General features: G+C 65.0%; 16 protein-coding genes and 2 pseudogenes. 8 read left to right on the top strand and 10 right to left on the bottom strand.

Going from position 1 to position 16528, the window contains the following annotated elements; translation table 11 throughout:
- Nucleotides 1–11: 11 nt before the first annotated feature.
- From BN4348_RS39570 to BN4348_RS39550, 5 genes are all read right to left on the bottom strand, one after another.
- Entirely contained in the window at nt 12–233 is a 222-nt protein-coding gene (locus tag BN4348_RS39570; RefSeq protein ID WP_066912050.1) for a V-type ATP synthase subunit F, read from the bottom strand.
- A gap of 5 nt (nt 234–238) precedes the next feature.
- Nucleotides 239–670, bottom strand: a complete 432-nt coding sequence (locus BN4348_RS39565) for an ATP synthase subunit C (protein WP_066911849.1) — start codon at nt 668–670, stop codon at nt 239–241.
- Nucleotides 671–695: 25 nt separating this feature from the next.
- Nucleotides 696–2045: a V-type ATPase 116kDa subunit family protein gene (locus BN4348_RS39560; protein ID WP_066912045.1), complete on the bottom strand. Its 1350-nt coding sequence runs from the start codon at nt 2043–2045 to the stop codon at nt 696–698.
- Nucleotides 2046–2109: 64 nt separating this feature from the next.
- On the bottom strand, nt 2110–3072 hold the full coding sequence (locus tag BN4348_RS39555; RefSeq protein ID WP_142308688.1) for a hypothetical protein: 963 nt from the start codon (nt 3070–3072) through the stop codon (nt 2110–2112).
- The gene (locus BN4348_RS39550) at nt 3069–3428 is read right to left on the bottom strand and encodes a hypothetical protein (protein ID WP_096866130.1); all 360 of its coding nucleotides are present in this window, start codon (nt 3426–3428) and stop codon (nt 3069–3071) included. The genes BN4348_RS39555 and BN4348_RS39550 overlap by 4 nt, the downstream gene beginning before the upstream one ends.
- A gap of 254 nt (nt 3429–3682) precedes the next feature.
- Here BN4348_RS39550 and BN4348_RS39545 point away from each other — a divergent pair, with 254 nt between their 5' ends.
- Together BN4348_RS39545 and BN4348_RS39540 are read left to right on the top strand one after the other, a co-directional pair.
- Entirely contained in the window at nt 3683–3952 is a 270-nt protein-coding gene (locus BN4348_RS39545; protein ID WP_066911841.1) for a type II toxin-antitoxin system TacA family antitoxin, read from the top strand.
- Nucleotides 3953–3955: 3 nt separating this feature from the next.
- On the top strand, nt 3956–4468 hold the full coding sequence (locus BN4348_RS39540; RefSeq protein WP_066911838.1) for a GNAT family N-acetyltransferase: 513 nt from the start codon (nt 3956–3958) through the stop codon (nt 4466–4468).
- 660 nt (nt 4469–5128) lie between these two features.
- Here the strand turns inward: BN4348_RS39540 and BN4348_RS39535 are convergent.
- From BN4348_RS39535 to BN4348_RS39520, 4 genes and pseudogenes are all read right to left on the bottom strand, one after another.
- Nucleotides 5129–5923, bottom strand: a complete 795-nt coding sequence (locus BN4348_RS39535) for an ABC transporter permease (protein ID WP_066912041.1) — start codon at nt 5921–5923, stop codon at nt 5129–5131.
- Between the two features lie 646 nt (nt 5924–6569).
- Complete coding sequence (locus BN4348_RS39530) at nt 6570–6932, bottom strand: DUF1490 family protein (RefSeq protein ID WP_084454111.1); 363 nt, start codon at nt 6930–6932, stop codon at nt 6570–6572.
- A gap of 71 nt (nt 6933–7003) precedes the next feature.
- On the bottom strand, nt 7004–7615 hold the full coding sequence (locus tag BN4348_RS39525; RefSeq protein WP_264033981.1) for an ABC transporter ATP-binding protein: 612 nt from the start codon (nt 7613–7615) through the stop codon (nt 7004–7006).
- 350 nt (nt 7616–7965) lie between these two features.
- Nucleotides 7966–8297: pseudogene (locus BN4348_RS39520) on the bottom strand (response regulator transcription factor); the annotation flags it as partial.
- Between the two features lie 28 nt (nt 8298–8325).
- On the opposite strand from BN4348_RS39520, the gene BN4348_RS39515 reads away from it, so the two are divergent.
- Nucleotides 8326–8898 (top strand): FHA domain-containing protein, encoded by a 573-nt coding sequence (locus BN4348_RS39515; protein ID WP_211145707.1) that lies wholly within the window; start codon nt 8326–8328, stop codon nt 8896–8898.
- Here the strand turns inward: BN4348_RS39515 and BN4348_RS39510 are convergent.
- Nucleotides 8885–9610, bottom strand: coding sequence for an LmeA family phospholipid-binding protein (locus BN4348_RS39510; protein WP_084454093.1), 726 nt, complete (start codon nt 9608–9610; stop codon nt 8885–8887). The two genes, BN4348_RS39515 and BN4348_RS39510, sit on opposite strands and share 14 nt — an antisense overlap.
- A gap of 679 nt (nt 9611–10289) precedes the next feature.
- Between BN4348_RS39510 and BN4348_RS39500 the strand changes: the two genes are divergently transcribed.
- The 5 genes and pseudogenes from BN4348_RS39500 (at nt 10290) to BN4348_RS39480 (ending at nt 16522) form a co-directional block, all read left to right on the top strand.
- Nucleotides 10290–10646 carry a type II toxin-antitoxin system TacA family antitoxin gene (locus tag BN4348_RS39500; RefSeq protein ID WP_235852694.1) on the top strand — a complete coding sequence of 119 codons (357 nt, stop codon included), beginning with the start codon at nt 10290–10292 and terminating at the stop codon, nt 10644–10646.
- A 1-nt stretch (nt 10647) separates the two neighbouring features.
- Complete coding sequence (locus tag BN4348_RS39495) at nt 10648–11163, top strand: GNAT family N-acetyltransferase (protein ID WP_066911826.1); 516 nt, start codon at nt 10648–10650, stop codon at nt 11161–11163.
- Between the two features lie 178 nt (nt 11164–11341).
- A pseudogene (locus BN4348_RS39490) lies at nt 11342–11572 on the top strand (polyphosphate kinase 2 family protein); the annotation flags it as partial.
- Between the two features lie 582 nt (nt 11573–12154).
- On the top strand, nt 12155–14563 hold the full coding sequence (locus BN4348_RS39485; RefSeq protein ID WP_066911820.1) for a phosphoketolase family protein: 2409 nt from the start codon (nt 12155–12157) through the stop codon (nt 14561–14563).
- 285 nt (nt 14564–14848) lie between these two features.
- A complete protein-coding gene (locus tag BN4348_RS39480) occupies nt 14849–16522 on the top strand; it encodes an NAD(P)-binding protein (protein ID WP_211145706.1) in 1674 nt (557 codons plus the stop codon).
- Nucleotides 16523–16528: the final 6 nt, after the last annotated feature.

Genomic DNA, 16528 nt, shown 5'->3' with positions numbered 1-16528 from the left:
GGGGGCCGCGGTCACGATGGCATCACAACCGTGAACGGGAGCAGCTTCGCCGTACGGACATCGCCCAGGGTGCGGGCGGCCCGGTCAGTCAAAATGACCACCTGAACGTCGTCGGGCAGGCCGCTGAAGGCGTCGCGGACCGCCTCGTCATTCTCCGCCGAGAGCACTAGGACGCCCGCCAACGCGTAGCCGGACACCGCCGTCTGCTCGCCGATCACGGCGACGCGTCCCACCTCACTCACCCTTTGCCGATCAGGATGATCGCGACGATGAGGCCGTAGATGGCAATTCCCTCGGCCAGGCCGACGATGACCATGGCGCGGCCGAACAACTCAGGCCGCTCACTCATCGCCGCCAGCGCGGCGGCACCGGTGTAGGCCACCGCGATCGCAGCTCCAAGCGAGGAGCCCGCCACGGCAATGGCAGCGCCGATAAGCGCGGCCGACGACGAGGACCCGGCTCCGCCCCCTTGCGCTGCGGTCGTGGTCACCTCGGCCGCCCCGGGGCCCGCGGTGGCTACAAAAGCGAGCACCAGGAGCGCACCGACAAAGACAAACGCATTGAGTCCGACCAGAATTCGCACGGCGGTCGGGCCTCGCCGCCTGAGCAACCGGCTGGTCGCGGCGTACGCAGCGACCAGAACGGGGACTGCAAGAACCCAGATCATCATGGTTTTCTCCCGAGGGTAGCGCCGATCATTGTCGAGCTATTGATGGAGTTGGATCACCGTTGCGATCGGTCGGAACGTGCCAGGGGCGATACGGCCGGCCCTCGCTGATGAAAATCCGGGAAAACAGCTCGTAGTACTCGAGACGCAGTGCCTGCACCCCGGCTACCAGCGCCTCGAGGCCGAAAGCGAGCACATTCCCGACGACGAAGACGACGACAGCAGCGGCCAGCAGGAGGCCACCCGACCTGGCAAGCGCGGCGGTCCCGTCCCACACGATCATGCCGAGCGCTGCGTGGGTGAGACCGAAGGCGGCCAGGCGGGTGAAGGAGATCAGGTTGGTGCCGACCCGCATCACGGCGTCGAAGACCTCCACGGAGGCTTGGGTGATGCCCGCACCGCCGCCACCCGTCGTAGCCAGGAATCCGATATAGGCCAGGGCGATGCCGCCGACCATCACCAGGGCGCCGGCCAGGATGAGCCACCTGAGACGGCCGCTCGCCCCGAGCACGATGAGGCCCAGGCCGGCCAGCAGGGCCGCACCGGCGATTCCCGATGAGGCGCTCAGCGCCAGCGGCCACCCTCCCTCTCGCCATCGGTTGACCGTGCCGATGATCTGGGCGCCGGCAAGGAAAACCGCGCCCACACCCAGCGCAACAGCCATCAGCGTGATCGGTTTGTCGAGAGGGGCCAACCACAGCACCGGAACCACTCGGGTGGGCCCGAAGAACTCCCCGTAGAGCAAACCGAACACGATCGCGGCCAGCCCAGACCCTACGACGAACGGCCAGCCCTTTCGGAACCGGGCAAGGGGGCGGGGTCGTCCGGCGCGCATCAGGAATCCGAGAACGGCGAGCATGGCCCCGTGTCCGGCGTCGCCGAACATCATTCCGAACATCAGAACGTATGCAATGCCAGCGATCACGCTGGGGTCGACGTCGGCGTACGGCACCGTCCCGTACGTCTCGACGAGCGGCGTGAACGACGGCCGCATGCCCTTTCCTCGCTGCAGCAGGGTCGGCGGGTCCACGCCGCGCGGCGACGGGATCGGCACGACGCCGGCACCCACGCTCGCCAGTCGGCCGGTCAGGTGAGGTAACTCTGCAGCTGGAACCCAGCCGGCCAGAGCCGCGACCTCATCGCGGACGACCGCCTCGTCCGCAAACGACCGGAGTTCGGCCTCCCCGACGACCAGATCGTCCCGGCCGCCCCGCTCGAGGTCAGCGGGGTCAGGTGCGGTCGCGCACAAGCGGGGTTCCGGTGACCCAGGGGGGCGCACGCCGCGGAAGCTGAAAGGCTGTCCGGCCCCTCCAGCATTGGCTTCCGATGTGGTGCGGGCGATCTCCACGACGCCAGCGTCGGCAACCTGAACGAGCATGTCGCGCAGCGCCGCTTTTGGGCACACAAGCGCTACCCGCTGCATGCGCGCCGGCGCAGCGGCGTCACGCCACCCCATCGAAAGCCTCAAGTGTCGATCCTGCACCGCCTCGTGCCGCCGTTTCCAGCGCCGCACGAACTCGCCAGACGTCCACGGCCAACACCGCGAGAGCACCGACCACCGGTCTGCGGTCGTAGCCGGAACCCCGCAGCAGGGCGAACCCGTCCCGCTCGACCCGATGCCACCACGCGGCCTCGCCGCGCCACAGCTCCTGCCCCTGATCGAGGCCGTCGAGCACCCACCTGGCATCCGGGGGCAGACCGTCCCGCAGCCCGGCCAGACCGGGCGAGCGGCCGGCCACCGCACCAACGAACGCCGGACCCAGCACGTAAGAAGCGCGCAACGCCAGCGGTTCGCTGAGGCGGCGGCCCTCGAGGAGCACCTCCTTGAGCACGAGGAGCGCGGCTGCGGCCCGCGCCCACCCGGAGGCCTCAGGCACACCCGCGACCACAGCGTCGGCCCAGGCCAGACGAATTCCCAGATGAAACTCACGCGGTGTCAGGCAACCACGCAACTGCCAGCGCGACGTTTCGAGCACCTCCGCGATCCCAGTGAGGGTGGTCGTCGCGGACAACCGCGACCACGAGGTTCCGAGCGTCCCGAGCGAGTAGGGCGGATTTGCGGGCTCGCCGTGAGGTTCCGACGGGTGTTGCAGCGTCCAGAGGTGCTCGTCGAGATTGGCCACCTCGTAACCCGCCACGGCGAGGCGCACGACATCCACCCGCCCACGGGGAAGCCAACCGGCAAGCACCCGCATGTTCCACAGCAAGGACGCAGCGACCGCGCGCTGAGCGGCGCCCAGACTCTGACCCGGACGCACGTCATGCCCATATGGCGAGGAAGCCAGAGCGGTCAGCGCCTGGCCGAGTCCCGGCGACTTCGCAACCGCGCGCGCCCCGGCCGCACCCAGACGGCGCCTGGCCAGCGCCTTCGCGCGGACCACACCCGCGACCCAGGACGAGCTCACGAAGCGTTTTCCTCTGCCGTGTCCAATGCGGCCTTCACCGCCGACACCACCCGTTCGGCGTAGGCGGGCATCCTCGCCGCGGCGTGGCGGCGAACCGTCATGGCATCCCTTTCGGCGGCAGCCAGAGTCGCGGCCGTCTCTTGCTCCGCCCGGCGGGCAAGGCGAAGGGCGGCGTCCGCACGTTCGGCCGCCGCCTGTCGGTGCGCGGCGGCGATAAGAGCGCTCGCCTCCTCCGCCGCGGACTGTCGGCGTCGCTCGGCTCCTTGCTGAGCCTCGGCCCGGATCCGCGCGGCTTCTTCCTGCGCCGCGGCGAGCCGTGCCAGCACCGGCTCGAGCTCGGCTGACAGCTCGGCCACACGGTCTGCCGGTACACCGGTCGCCGTGGCCGCTCCGGGAGTTCCGGCGGATCGAAAGCGCTGCAGTATGTCTCGGGACCTCGGCATATGCCTCCCGTCATGGCGCGCTTCCCCGGCTCATACTAAACGGCACACGCTGGGTGGTCCCTAGTCCTGGCCGCAACCGTCACTAGCCGTGTACGTACATTCACCGTACAATGAAGCGGTCGACAGTTGCGAGCGCAGATTATCGAGAGAGAGAAAGAGGTGTCGCTGTGGCAGCCAAGACGAAGCGCATCGAGCTTCGCGCGGAGCAAGCGACCTTGGACCGCATCCAGCGTGCCGCCAACCTTGTCCATGAGCAGACGTCGGAATTTGTGCGGAAAGCTGCGATGCAACGGGCCGAAGACATCCTGCGTCAGGAGTTGGTAACGGCAATGGAGCCCGAACAGTTCGACAATCTGATGTCCTCGCTCGATGCTGCTGACGACGCGCCGCGGCTGGCGGCAGCCGCACGCAAACCAGCGGTTTTTACAAGGCGCTGAACAATGTTCGAGTCCGCGCGACTCGCTGACGCCCACACGTTGGAAGGATTCGACTGCGGTAAGGAATCGCTGAATACCTGGCTTATCGCACATGCTCGTCGCGCGGACAGCAGCGGAGTCGCCCACGTCTACGTGTGGACCCCGCTCGGCGAACAGAAAGTCAGCGCCTATTTCGCAATCTGTCCCACCGAGGTAGTACGCAACGACGACGGCATCTCCGGATCCATGGCCGGCGGCTATTCCCGCATACCCGGATACTTGATCGCACGCCTGGCGATCGACACATCGCTTCGGGGTCAGGGATATGGCGAGCAGCTACTTCTCGACGCGCTAGGCAAAGCCGTCGCAGCATCGGAAATTGGCGGCGGCCGGCTCGTCGTCGTTGATGTCATCGACGACGAGGCGCAATCCTTCTACGAGCACTACCACTTCACCCCCGTCAGGAATCGCGAGCGTCGTCTGATCATGAAGGTGTCCACGGCGGCAAAAGCGCTCGGCCAACGCTGGCGGCAGTAAAACCTTCCGCCGAATATTGTGATGCTCAAGGAGAAGTAACCGTTAGCGGCATCGGCCGACTCGGGATGTGCCAGGATGTTGTTGAGATGTCCGCGGCCCCCCGCCCCGCCCTGACTTCCTCCGCTCGCGCGTGCCCTCGCGGACTTGGCGACGGTCTCTACAAGGTCTAGGTTGCCTTAGCATAGGACGCTCCGGCTCCCCGGGGCGGCGTTGAGTCTCCCAAGCAGGACAGGCACTTCCGTGTATTACAGGCCGGTGTCACCGACCAATTCATGAAACACCGAGGCTAGAGGTAATGAATCGCCCTAGTTCTGCCGGAGGATCGGGCTATTGGATTTCGACCAGGGCTTGGTCGTTCCCTCGGCATCGGTATGGCCAAGCGATGTTCGACATCGCGTCCGGGGTCGTTGCCGCCTACATCGGCAGCGCCGCGCCAAGAAAGTGCATTTACCGGAGGGCGAGGACCGGCTGATCGAACGCTTTGAGGCGATCACCGGGTTGGGTCCACGCGGCTCGTATCCGCACGCCATCAACTACTTTCAGCACCTCAGTTTCCGAGAAGCGTCCCAGCGATAAGGAGCCGATACGGTTCTACAGGCACCAACCTTCCCTAATACCTTGAGTATCACGTGGTGCTCGGCAACAGCGCCGCCGTTCAAGTCAGCTCGGTTCGCTTACATGATCCACCTGAACCAGGCGCTGAGCCTCGTCGAAGAGTTCTTGTTCTGCGAGACGGGCGGCAGTGAGCGCGGAGAGCGCGGTGGCGGCCAACAGCATGTACATCACCACGATCTGGTAGCGAATCGCGGTGACCGGATTGACCCCGGCGAGGATCAGTCCGGTCATGGCCCCGGGCAGGCTAATCAGCCCGACTACCTTGGTGGAGTCGATGGTCGGTATCAGCGCGGTGCGCAGCGCGGATTGTTGATGTGGCAGGAACGCTTGCCGGCCGGACTGCCCAAGGCTCAACCGGGCTTCGATCTCGGGCCGCGCCTGCTGGGCTTCCTCGCGTATCCGCCGCAGCGCTACGCCGGCGGCCAGCATGGCGGACGAGACGATCTGGCCGCCGACCGGTACGATCACACGGGCCTCGGCGGCGATAACCCGTCCGGCCAGCAGGGCACCCAGCGTGACAACGGTGCCTGTGACGACACCGCCGGTGGCGGCTACCTTGGCGCCGGGCAGGCCCGCGCCGCGGCGGCCAGCGACCTGGCCGGCGATCAACATCATCACGATCACCCAGCCGGCGCCGCCGGGTAGACCGGCTCGTTGGAACAGTAGGAGAAGGATGGCGCCGACCCCGACCAACTGCAACCCGGCGCGGGCCGCGGCGACGACGAGTTCCCGAGTGAGCCCCAGCCGCTGGCGGTAGGCCACCGCTGCGGCCACCGCGACCAGCGCCAGAGAAGTGACTACCCCGCCCCAGCTCGGCACCAGCAGCGCGGATGTGGCCATCGCGCCGACCGGTGGGCGGAATCGCCCGGACGACAAACCGCGACCAGACGGCCCTGCTCGAGGACCGAGACCAATCAGCCGCCGCATCCATGGGTTAGCGCGGGAAACCAAGACCGTTGTCGAGCCAACTACGAGAAGACCCAGCGGCCAAGCCAGGCGCGCCCACGGCCATGAACTCCGTAGCCCGTCCTGCGTCGGCTGGGTCGCCGTCGGCGGCTCGAGGTGATAGCCGATACGGTCCAGCGCCTTGCGCAGCCTCTCGATCTCCGGGGGAACCTCTAGCCCGTCGCCGCGCGAACGCAACAGAGTTCGCGCCATCCCGCCGATGACTTTCTCCATCACGCCGCCGTGACTGACAACAGTCGAGTGGCGGACACGTGCGGGCACCGACGCGGCGGGAACGCGCTCCCCGTCAGCGATCGCCGTCAAGACAGCAGCGGTGTCGCAGTGCTCGGGCGAATACCAGACCACCACGGATCCCGTTCGCGGATAGGCGCGCGCCGCGCGCACACCGGTCAGGTTGGCAACCGTCTCCTCGATCGCGAGGGCCCGGGTCGCATCGAAGCGAAACCCGTTGGCCTGCACACGCATCCGACCCGCTGCAGCCGATACGATGGTGAGTTTGGGGCTCAGTGTGACGCCCACGTCAGCGCTTGGCGCCTCGAGCCTTGGGCGCAACCTTCGGCGCAACCTTGGGGGCAGCCTTACGGGCAGCCTTGCGGGCCGGGACGTCTGCGGAGTTCGCCGGCGGCGGTTGGACTTCCTCCCCCACGCGCTCTGCCGCCTCGGCGACCACGTCGGCGACCGCCAGTCGGGCCCGCTCGGTACCCTCCTCGGCCCTGCGCTCGGCATCGCGCGCAACGCGCAGCGCCCAGGCCGTCGCGGAAACGGATGCCTCCCGCAGCGGAGCCTTCGCCACCGCTTTGCGAACCGCCTCATATGCAGCAACCCCCACAACGCCGGTCACTACGGTCGGCGCCGCCTTCGCTAAAAGTCCATGCCACATCATCGCGGACACTCCCTCCACATCGTTCTTCCCATCATTGTCAGGTCACAGCCCGGACGCCACATCTAACGCGGTCATGCCGTGCGGTCCGCGACGAGATGGCCGTGCTCAAGGAGCAAGACTCGCTCGGCGACACTTCCGATCAGACCGTGGTCGTGGCTGACGAGCACCACGGTGCCGCCCGTGCTCACATGCTCGCGGACTAGTGCGCCAATGACAGTGGCCGTGGGGCCGTCCAGCGCTGAGGTCGGCTCATCTAGTAGCAAGATCTCCGGTTCGACGGCCAACGACCGGGCCAGACACAATCGTTGCGCCTCGCCCCCGGATAACTCGGCGGTAGTGCGGGTAGCGAATCGTGGCGCCAGCCCCACCCGCGCAAGCAACTCGCCCGCTCGGTCGTCGGGAAGGTCGGGGCGGCCGGCACGGACCTCGTCGAGTACGCGGTCGGCAAGCAGTACTGGGGCCTGCGCTACCAGTGCGACACGCCGTCGCAGTGCCAGCACGTCCAGCTCGGCAATGGGCACACCGTCAAGCAGGACGCGTCCGGTCGTGGGTTCGGTGAGCCGGTTCAGTAGCCGCAGCATCGTCGTTTTTCCGGCGCCGCTCGCACCCATGACCGCGGTGCAGCGGCCAGCCGGAATACATGCATTGATCCGCGCAAGGAGGGTGGCCGGGCCGCGAGTCACAGCGACTTCGTCGAGGCGAAAGCCATGCACTCTACGAACGTTACCGGACAGGTACTGAGGGAAGATTCGAACGCGTGCCCGGCACCCCGCCGGGACACCGCACATTCTCCGGACGGTGCTCTAACACAATGAGGCGGTCCCAGATTTTCCCAAAACGGCATCTAAGCTGCATATATCGGTCGGGCTGACAGTGTGGTGTCAATACATCGGAATGGGCTGTCTCAAGACATTTCAATAGGTGAATCAGAGAGTTCGAGCTGGTGTCGAAGGCTCTCTGGTCATCACCGCAGTACTTGTCGAGGGCCGCTGGCAATCGCAGGTCGCCCGCGATTACTGGGTCTCGCAGGGTATATCGGAGCCTTCGCCACCACTGTGCCCTTATTGCGCATGAGAAATTCGAGCACATCGTATTCGCGGGGAGTCAAACCAATTGGCGTACAACCGCGTTGGACTGTGCGCCGAGCCGGATCGAGCGATAGCGATCCCGCGGTTAACATCACCGGTCGTTCCGGCGCGCCGCGACGCACCAACGCGCGCAGGCGCGCCACCAGCACTCGAAAAGAAAACGGCTTCGTCAGATAATCGTCTACCCCAAGATCGAACGCGTCGGTCTCGTCGCACTCGCCTCTTTGGCGATGAGCATGAGTACCGGTGGCCGCGACTGCTCCCTTCTCAGCGTCTCCACAGCGGTCACAGGGCACGCTGGCTACATGAGCGATGTCAGGGCCGGCACGATCGAGGTGTGGGACAACGTGCAGCAAATGCCGATGGGCGCCGCCACTGCGACGCCCGACACGGCGAGATTGGCGCGGCCGCCCGGTGCATGGGCTCATTCGGGTCTGCCGACCCCCGGCTACAGCCGCAGTCAGCAGGGCTTCAGCGGAAGCTTCGGTGACACAGATCGGCTTCCGCTAGCGCCATCCCGTCTCGTTAGCGCGACGATCGGCCGCGACATGAGCAATGACCTAGTTCTCCGAGATCAGCGCGTGTCGCGCGCGCATGCGGTGCTGGTTTCAACCCCGGCCGGCGTCGAGATCCGCGATATCAACAGTCGCAATGGCACATTCATCAACGGCGCACGGATCGGTCGGGCTCTTCTGCGCAGCGGCGACTTCATCACTATCGGCACCACCGAATTCGCGGTTGAGTTCAGCGGGAGCATCCGGCTCCCAGCGGAGGCTCTTGGGATCCTCAGTGCCGGGCGCATTCGGCATTCCCCGTACTGGACTGTCGGCCATGCTCGCTACGCTCGACGGCCTCAGGGCGGAATCAGACTCCGCTGAAGCAGTCTTGACCGGTCTGAGACGACGACGATGACGCCGGGATGGTCGCGTTGGTGGTGGAAAACGTTGCCTCCACGCCGGTATCGGTGACCTTGACGTTGTCGGCGTGAATGCCCAGCGGATAGTTCTGGGTCGCTTTGGACGTAAGACTATCGAGATTCGTCTGCACCTTGTCCGTCGACATCTTGGAGCCCAAAGCGGTCAAGTTGACCACCTGAAGTGACAGCCCGTTGTTGGCGATCTGGGGCTTGACGGTGGCGCTGTCGAGAAGGCCCTGCAATTGGATGGTTCCGTCGCCGGGGTTGGTGGTGACTTGGCTGGTCACGAAACTGCCCAGCACCGGGATGGCGTCCTGGATCGATTGTTTGATGCCGTCGGATGACCAGGTGATGGTGCCGTTGAGCGCGCCGATGGTGCCCTTGGAGTTGTTGGTGTCGCTGAGGTGGAGGTCCTTGATATCGATGCTGACTTTCATGCCTTTCGCGCTGCGCACCTGATTGCCGGCCGTCTGCACAGAGATGTCGGGATACTGGCCGCTGAAGTACTGCCAGAGCATTGGCGGCATGGAGGCAAACGACACCGTCGCGCTGTCCTGCACCTCGCACGCCACCGCGCTTGCCACCTTGCTGCCCACCACGTGGCGGAGGAAAAGCTCGGCACCGACCGCGGCGGCCAGGATGACCACCAGCACGATGGCCAGGACGAGAGCCATCGACCGCCGGTTGCCCCACAAGCGGCGTCGGCTTGGGGCCGGCGCCTCCCTTTGCGGTGGCTGAGTGGGCAGCCGAGTAGTGGCCTGCTCAACCTGGCTTGGTGGCGGCCCGGACTGACGTTGCGGCGGGGCCGGCGGATACGGCTGCGGAGTCGGTGGGCGGCCGGGCGGCGGTGGTCTGTTCGGTGACGGCGGTGGCGGTGGGTATGGCCGACCGGCCTGAGGAATCTGTCGGGTCGGGGATCCCGATGGGGGCGCGGGCTGGGGCCCTGGATGTACCGGTCTCCTGCCAGGGCCAGGCGGCGCGGGCGGACGATTCCATTCCGGCGAATTGCCGCGCGGCGGGCCCTCGGGGGTTGTCATTAGCGCCATTGTGCCGTGCCAACCTGAACGCGTTGCGGCGGATGGGGTTCGTCGCAGACGGACACCGCGTTGCGCGTCGAAGGCAAGGTGGCGCAACGGTTCGGGAGGCAACTCGTCGAGTCGAGCGTGGCCGAGTCCTTGCGCCTGCTTTCGTGCGTCGGGCTGACAGGATTTGAACCTGCGACCACTTGACCCCCAGTAAATAGCGGTAACGCATTTCCGCAGGTCGGTGACGGTAGGCGGCCGATTCGTGCGCGTACATAGCGTGCACGGACGCGCAGGTCGTTCACCATCGCGCATGACGTGTGGTCCCAAAATGGTCCCCGACGTGCCATGCACCAGTGCCGACGACCCCTCGCTTGACCAGAAGTTCGCGTACTGCCATTGTAAGTACATGACTTCGATGAAAGATGACCGCCTGCAGCTGCGCGTCGACGCAACCTCCAAGCGGCGGCTGGAGGAGGCCGCCGCCGAGGCGCACCTGAGCGTGACGGCGTTCGTGCTGCAGGCCGCCAGCCAGGCCGCCGACAATTTGCTCGCCGAGCGGCAGACAATTCGCCTGTCCCCCGACTCGGCGGCCGTGTTCACCGAAGCACTGAACCATCCGGCGCGGGTTAACGAGCGACTGGCGGCCACCTTGAAGCGGCCAGCGAAGTTCACCTGGCTCGACTGAAGTGCAGTTCTACCGGCCGAACCTACTCGACCCGGATAGACACCGGCGCGACGAGTTCACGTCGGGCGATTCGTCCCTGGACGAGTGGCTGCGCCGCTACGCCGGCCAGAACCGACGCGGCAACACCGCAGCGGTCTGGGTGATCGCTGATGTTGATCACAGGGTGGTTTGCTACGCGACTTTGTCGATGACATCCGTGGATCGGTCAGCAAGTCCCACGCCATTGGCGAAGGGCGCCCCATTGCAGGTTCCCGCGCTCCTAGTAGGCCGGCTAGCCACCGACACCGGCGTGACTGGGCTTGGGCTGGGCACCCAAATGGTCAAACACATCCTGGCGACGGCAGCCGAGTTGAACGTCAAAGCAGCATGCCGAGCTGTCGTGGTCACCGCACTGAACCCGGCCGCTTTCAGTTGGTGGCAGCGGTTCGGGTTTGAACCGTTCGATGCCGAGGACTCGACTAACTTGGACCTCTACCTGCTGACCAAGGACATCGGCGCCACGCTCGCGAGACTCTGAGCCAGCGATTCCCTTCAGGCAGGATGTAAGTCGTGGAGGAGCGGTTTCCCGGTGAGTTGGCGACGCTCCGTGCCGATAACGTGCGCCTGCGTCGGCTGCTCGAGCGCATCGACGAACCGAGAAGAACTGGAAGTTCTCCGTCGCGGATCTACGCGAGCGCGCGTTCTGGGACGACAACCAGCGGGCGTTTGGGGACATGCTCAGCCACACCAGCACCGTCTGGGCGCCCTGGCACGTGATCCCCGCAGACCACAAATGGTTTAGCCACGTGTCGACTTCCGCGGTGCTGTTGGAGACCTTGCGGGCTCTCAACCCGCAGTATCCGCAGGTCGACGCTGCCGCCAAAGCGGAGCTGGCAGAGGCAAGGAAAGAGTTGGCGAGCGACGACGATGACGCGGCCACGGAGTAGTCGTCACAAGGCGGGCCCGCATGCACCCAATCGAGGGGGCGCATGGACATAACACGAACGGGTACTGACGAGACCCCAGTACGGTCGCATCGGCCGCGGCGGTGGCGGCATTTTGTGAAATGCCTCATCCCAGACGCGGCCCGTAAAAGGATGGCCGTGATGGGCCTTGAGCAGGTGGGGTTGGCATCCGGAATCTCGGTGGCCAGGTCCCAGGGAGCCCGGCGCCACAGAGAAATCACTTGGGTTCGCTTGCCTTTGCAGGCCGGCGATTGGGTCCAACTCGTCGAGCCGGGGTGTGCCGAAGGTCCCGGGTGTCGGCTTTGTCGAGTTTGTAGCTTCACAACGAACGGCCCGGGCGTTGACGGGAAAGAGCCATGCGGAGTTGACTTGATCCCGGCAGCAGTGTGAGTTCCCGTGGTCGCGCTCGAGGTGGGGTTGCTGCCGACGGGACATCCGAACCGGGCTTTCCGACGGTGGATGACCGGCCCATCCAGGACGAGGCGCGTTGTCGCACAACTGATCACCCAAGACCGCAGGGTCCAACTCCGAATTAACCAGTCGTTATCACGGGAGGACGACGACATGACCCAGACGCGCAGTGTCCCGCAGGAGGGGCACGTCGTGACAGAGCCAACGTTGAGCCCCGATCTGCTGCACAAGATGGATGCGTATTGGCACGCAGCGAATTATCTGTCGGTTGGCCAGCTGTACCTGTACGACAATCCGCTGCTGAAACGGCCGCTGACGTTGTCAGATGTGAAGCCGCTCGTTGTTGGCCATTGGGGCACCACGCCGGGCCAGAATTTTATCTATCTGCACCTGAACCGCATCATCACGAAATACGACCTGGACATGTTCTACATCTCCGGTCCTGGTCACGGCGGTCCGGCGCTGGTAGCCAACACTTATCTTGAGGGCTCTTACAGCGAGATCTATCCCGATATCAGCCAGGACGAGGCCGGGCTTAAGAAACTGTTCACCCAGTTTTCGTTTCCGGGCGGGATCTCGAGCCACGTCGCCCCGACGACACCGGGATCGATCCACGAGGGCGGTGAACTCGGGTACTCGTTGAGCCACGCCTTCGGTGCGGCATTCGACAACCCCGATCTGATCGTGGCCTGCGTGATCGGTGACGGCGAAGCCGAGACCGGCCCACTGGCGACGGCGTGGCAGTCCACCAAGTTTCTCAACCTGATCACCGACGGCACGGTCCTGCCGATTCTTCACCTCAACGGCTACAAGATCAGCAACCCAACCGTGCTGGCCCGCATCGAGCATGAGGAGCTGGAGCAATTTCTGCGTGGCTGTGGTTGGGAGCCCTACTTTGTCGAAGGCCACGAACCGGAGCTGATGCACCAACTGATGGCCGCCACCCTTGATGCCGTGATCGACCGTATTTACGCGATCCGCGATCACGCCCGCAGCAGCGCGGACCCTTCTCGGCCACGTTGGCCGATGATCGTACTACGCTCCCCCAAAGGGTGGACCGGACCGAAGGTCGTCGACGGTCTGCAGGTCGAGGGCACGTTCCGCGCGCATCAGGTTCCGCTGCTGGTGGATGACGAGCATCCCGAGCATGTCGCCCAGCTCGAAGAGTGGATGAGAAGTTATCAGCCTGAGGAGCTTTTCGACGGCGACGGAACGCTGTTGCCGGACCTGGCCGCCCTGGCGCCGCGGGGTGCCCGACGAATGGGCGCCAACCCGCACACCAACGGTGGGCTGCTGCTGCGCGAACTGGCGATGCCCGACTTCCGCGTGCACGCTGTGGACGTGCCAGCTCCGGGCTTGGTCGATGCGGAAGACACCCGCGTTCTGGGTGCCTTCCTGCGCGACGTGACGGCGCTCAACGACGATCAGCACAACTTCAGGATTTTCGGCCCTGATGAGACGCTGTCGAACAAGCTCGACGCCGTCTTCGACGCCACTGACCGCCAATGGGACGCTTGCCGGCTGGACAACGACGAATTCCTCGCCCCCGCCGGGCGAGTGCTGGACTCGATGCTCAGCGAGCACCAGTGCCAGGGCTGGCTCGAGGGATACCTGCTCACCGGGCGGCACGGGCTGTTCAACTGTTACGAAGCGTTCATCCACATCGTCGACTCGATGTTCAATCAGCACGCCAAATGGCTCAAGATCACCAAAGAGCTGCACTGGCGACGCGACCTCGCGTCGCTGAATTATCTACTGTCCTCCCACGTCTGGCAGCAAGACCACAACGGCTTCACCCACCAAGACCCCGGTTTCCTGGACCATGTCATCAACAAGAAGGCCGATATCGTCCGCGTCTACCTGCCACCCGACGCCAATACTCTGCTGTCGGTATTTGATCATTGCCTGCGCAGCCGCCACTACGTCAACGTGGTCGTCGCGGGCAAACGCTCGATGCCGCAATGGTTGAGCATGGACGAGGCGGTGATCCACTGCACTCAGGGTGCGGGTATCTGGCGGTGGGCCGGCAATGACGAGGGCGCCGAGCCCGATGTCGTTCTGGCCTGCTGCGGCGACACGGCCACTCTGGAGGTGCTGGCAGCGGCGAAGATCCTGCGCGAGCAGCTGCCCGATCTAAAAGTCCGTGTCGTCAATGTCGTCGACTTGATGAAGCTGCAACCCGACACCGAGCACCCGCACGGGCTCAGCGAGCGGGACTATGACTCGCTGTTCACCACCGACAAGCACATCATTTTCGCGTTTCACGGCTACCCGTGGCTGATCCACCGGCTCACCTACCGCCGCACCAACCACAACCTGCATGTGCGCGGCTACACCGAGGAGGGCACCATCACCACGCCCTTCGACATGCGCGTGCAGAACCGTTTGGACCGTTTCCACCTGGTCGAGGATGTAATCGACCGGCTGCCACAACTGGGGGCCAGAGGTGACTATCTCAAACAGTCCATGCGCGACAAGCTGGTCGAGCACCAGATCTACATCGACAAGCACGGCAAGGATCTGCCGGAAATTCGTAACTGGTCGTGGGCAATCCCGCAATGACTGAGCACGCACGCATTCCACATCGCCGGGGCGCCAGATGATTTCCCTATCGCGACAGCTCGGGGAGGACTCCACCGCGAGCGTCATGGTCGGTGCCAACCTGACCGTTCCGTTCCGCATTTCATCGGTAGTCAGCCGCAAGAAGCGCCCGCTCGTTGTCGTAGTCACCTCCGATCTGCTGCTCTCTCGAAACATCCGGCCAAGGACTATGACCTGGCGGCAAAGGTCTGAAGAATCGAATTGCGTCGGCTTGGAGAACGCCAAATGACTTTGAAGTTGCCCGATATGACCCAGGTGCTGCAGGAGACAACGCGCAAGGGCGTGGGTAGTCAGCGATGGCAGCGGCCGCTCTATGTCGATCTTCTTCCGCCCTGCAACCACGCCTGTCCAGCGGGAGAAAACATTCAGGCCTGGCTGACCCATGCTCAGGCGGGAGAATATGAGAGGGCGTGGCAGGCGCTGGTAGCGGACAATCCGCTTCCTTCTACCCATGGCCGGGCCTGCTATCACCCCTGCGAAGGTGGCTGCAACCGGGCGTCCCTGGACAGTTCGGTCGCGATCCACGCGGTCGAACGTTTCCTCGGGGATCTCGCCGTTGAAGAGGGCTGGCGGGTGCCGGTCGCGCCACCCAGCGGCAAGAAGGTTCTGGTTGTGGGCGCCGGGCCGGGCGGCCTGTCGTGTGCCTACCATCTGGCGCGCCTGGGCTATCAGGTCGAAATCCGCGACGGCGCAACGGAACCCGGTGGAATGATGGAGTTCGGCATTCCGGCTTACCGCCTGCCGCGTGAGGCGCTGCGCAACGAGATTACCCGCATCACCGCCATGCCCGGAATCACGCTCAAATGCGGGCAGCGGGTCAATAACGTGCTCGCCGAAAAGCACAACGGCGGCTTCGACGCGGTCTTCGTAGCTGTGGGCGCGCACGAAGCGAACCACGTGAACATTCCGGCCATGGACGGGAAGAAGATCATCGATGCGGTCAGCCTGCTCGGCGAGGTGAAAGAGGGCAAGCGGCCAAAGCTTGGCCGCGCGGTCGCGATCATCGGCGGCGGTGGTACAGCTGTGGATGCTGCGCGTACCGCGCGGCGGCTGGGTGCTGATGACGCGCTAATCGTGTACCGCCGTGACAAGGCCCATCTAAGAGCGACGCCGAGCGAGGCCGCCGAGGCGTTCGCCGAGGGCGTCAAGATCAAGTGGCTGAGCACGGTCGAGCAGTTCGGCGCTGACGGCATCGTGATCGAAAAGGTCGACACGAACCCCGACGGCAGCGTGACCCCAACCGGCAACACCGAGCGGCTTGCCGCCGACTCGGTCGTGCTGGCTGTCGGCCAGCACAGCGACCTGTCGCTGCTGCGCGACGCGGCGGACGTCAAGATCATGCCAACTGACATCGTGCAGGTCGACGAAGTGTTAATGACCGGCCATCCCGGAATCTTTGCGGGCGGCGACTGTATTGGCGGCGCGCGGACTATGACGACGGCAGTTGGGCACGGCAAGCTGGCGGCACGCGCCATGGATGCCTGGATGAGAGGCGAGAGCTACCAACATCCGGCTTCGCATCCACTGGTCACTTTCGACATGCTCCACCTGCTCGATTATCTCGACGCCCCGCGCAGCCAACAGCGGGAAGTGCCGCCCGCGCAGCGCAGCGGGTTCGGGGAAGTTGCGGCGGGCCTTGATGAAAAGCAGGCGCGGTACGAAGCGCAGCGCTGCCTGTCCTGCGGCAACTGCTTCGAATGCGACAACTGCTATGCGGCCTGCCCCGAACAGGCCATCACGCGCCTCGGCCCGGGGCAGGGGTACAGCGTCGACATGGACCTTTGTACCGGCTGCGCAACGTGTTTCGAACAGTGCCCCTGCCACGCCATCGAGATGGCGCCCGAGCCGCCGGGCCAGTCCCTCACCGTCGGAAACCTCGGGGAACCGCTGGCGCCAAACAGTTTCAAGGTGCGGACATAAGAGGCA

Source organism: Mycobacterium interjectum, assembly GCF_900078675.2.
GTDB classification, from domain to species: domain Bacteria; phylum Actinomycetota; class Actinomycetes; order Mycobacteriales; family Mycobacteriaceae; genus Mycobacterium; species Mycobacterium interjectum.
Note: the sequence above shows the minus strand (reverse complement) of the source record. Positions and strands in the feature narration are given on the sequence as shown.

Bases quoted from the DNA above. Each gene is read 5' to 3' on its own strand.
- BN4348_RS39565 (WP_066911849.1), bottom strand. From the start codon at position 670: ATGATGATCTGGGTTCTTGCAGTCCCCGTTCTGGTCGCTGCGTACGCC.
- BN4348_RS39560 (WP_066912045.1), bottom strand. From the start codon at position 2,045: ATGCTCGTTCAGGTTGCCGACGCTGGCGTCGTGGAGATCGCCCGCACC.
- BN4348_RS39540 (WP_066911838.1), top strand. From the start codon at position 3,956: ATGTTCGAGTCCGCGCGACTCGCTGACGCCCACACGTTGGAAGGATTC.
- BN4348_RS39535 (WP_066912041.1), bottom strand. From the start codon at position 5,923: ATGGCCACATCCGCGCTGCTGGTGCCGAGCTGGGGCGGGGTAGTCACT.
- BN4348_RS39530 (WP_084454111.1), bottom strand. From the start codon at position 6,932: ATGATGTGGCATGGACTTTTAGCGAAGGCGGCGCCGACCGTAGTGACC.
- BN4348_RS39515 (WP_211145707.1), top strand. From the start codon at position 8,326: ATGAGCGATGTCAGGGCCGGCACGATCGAGGTGTGGGACAACGTGCAG.
- BN4348_RS39510 (WP_084454093.1), bottom strand. From the start codon at position 9,610: ATGGCTCTCGTCCTGGCCATCGTGCTGGTGGTCATCCTGGCCGCCGCG.
- BN4348_RS39500 (WP_235852694.1), top strand. From the start codon at position 10,290: ATGGTCCCCGACGTGCCATGCACCAGTGCCGACGACCCCTCGCTTGAC.
- BN4348_RS39485 (WP_066911820.1), top strand. From the start codon at position 12,155: ATGACCCAGACGCGCAGTGTCCCGCAGGAGGGGCACGTCGTGACAGAG.
- BN4348_RS39480 (WP_211145706.1), top strand. From the start codon at position 14,849: ATGACCCAGGTGCTGCAGGAGACAACGCGCAAGGGCGTGGGTAGTCAG.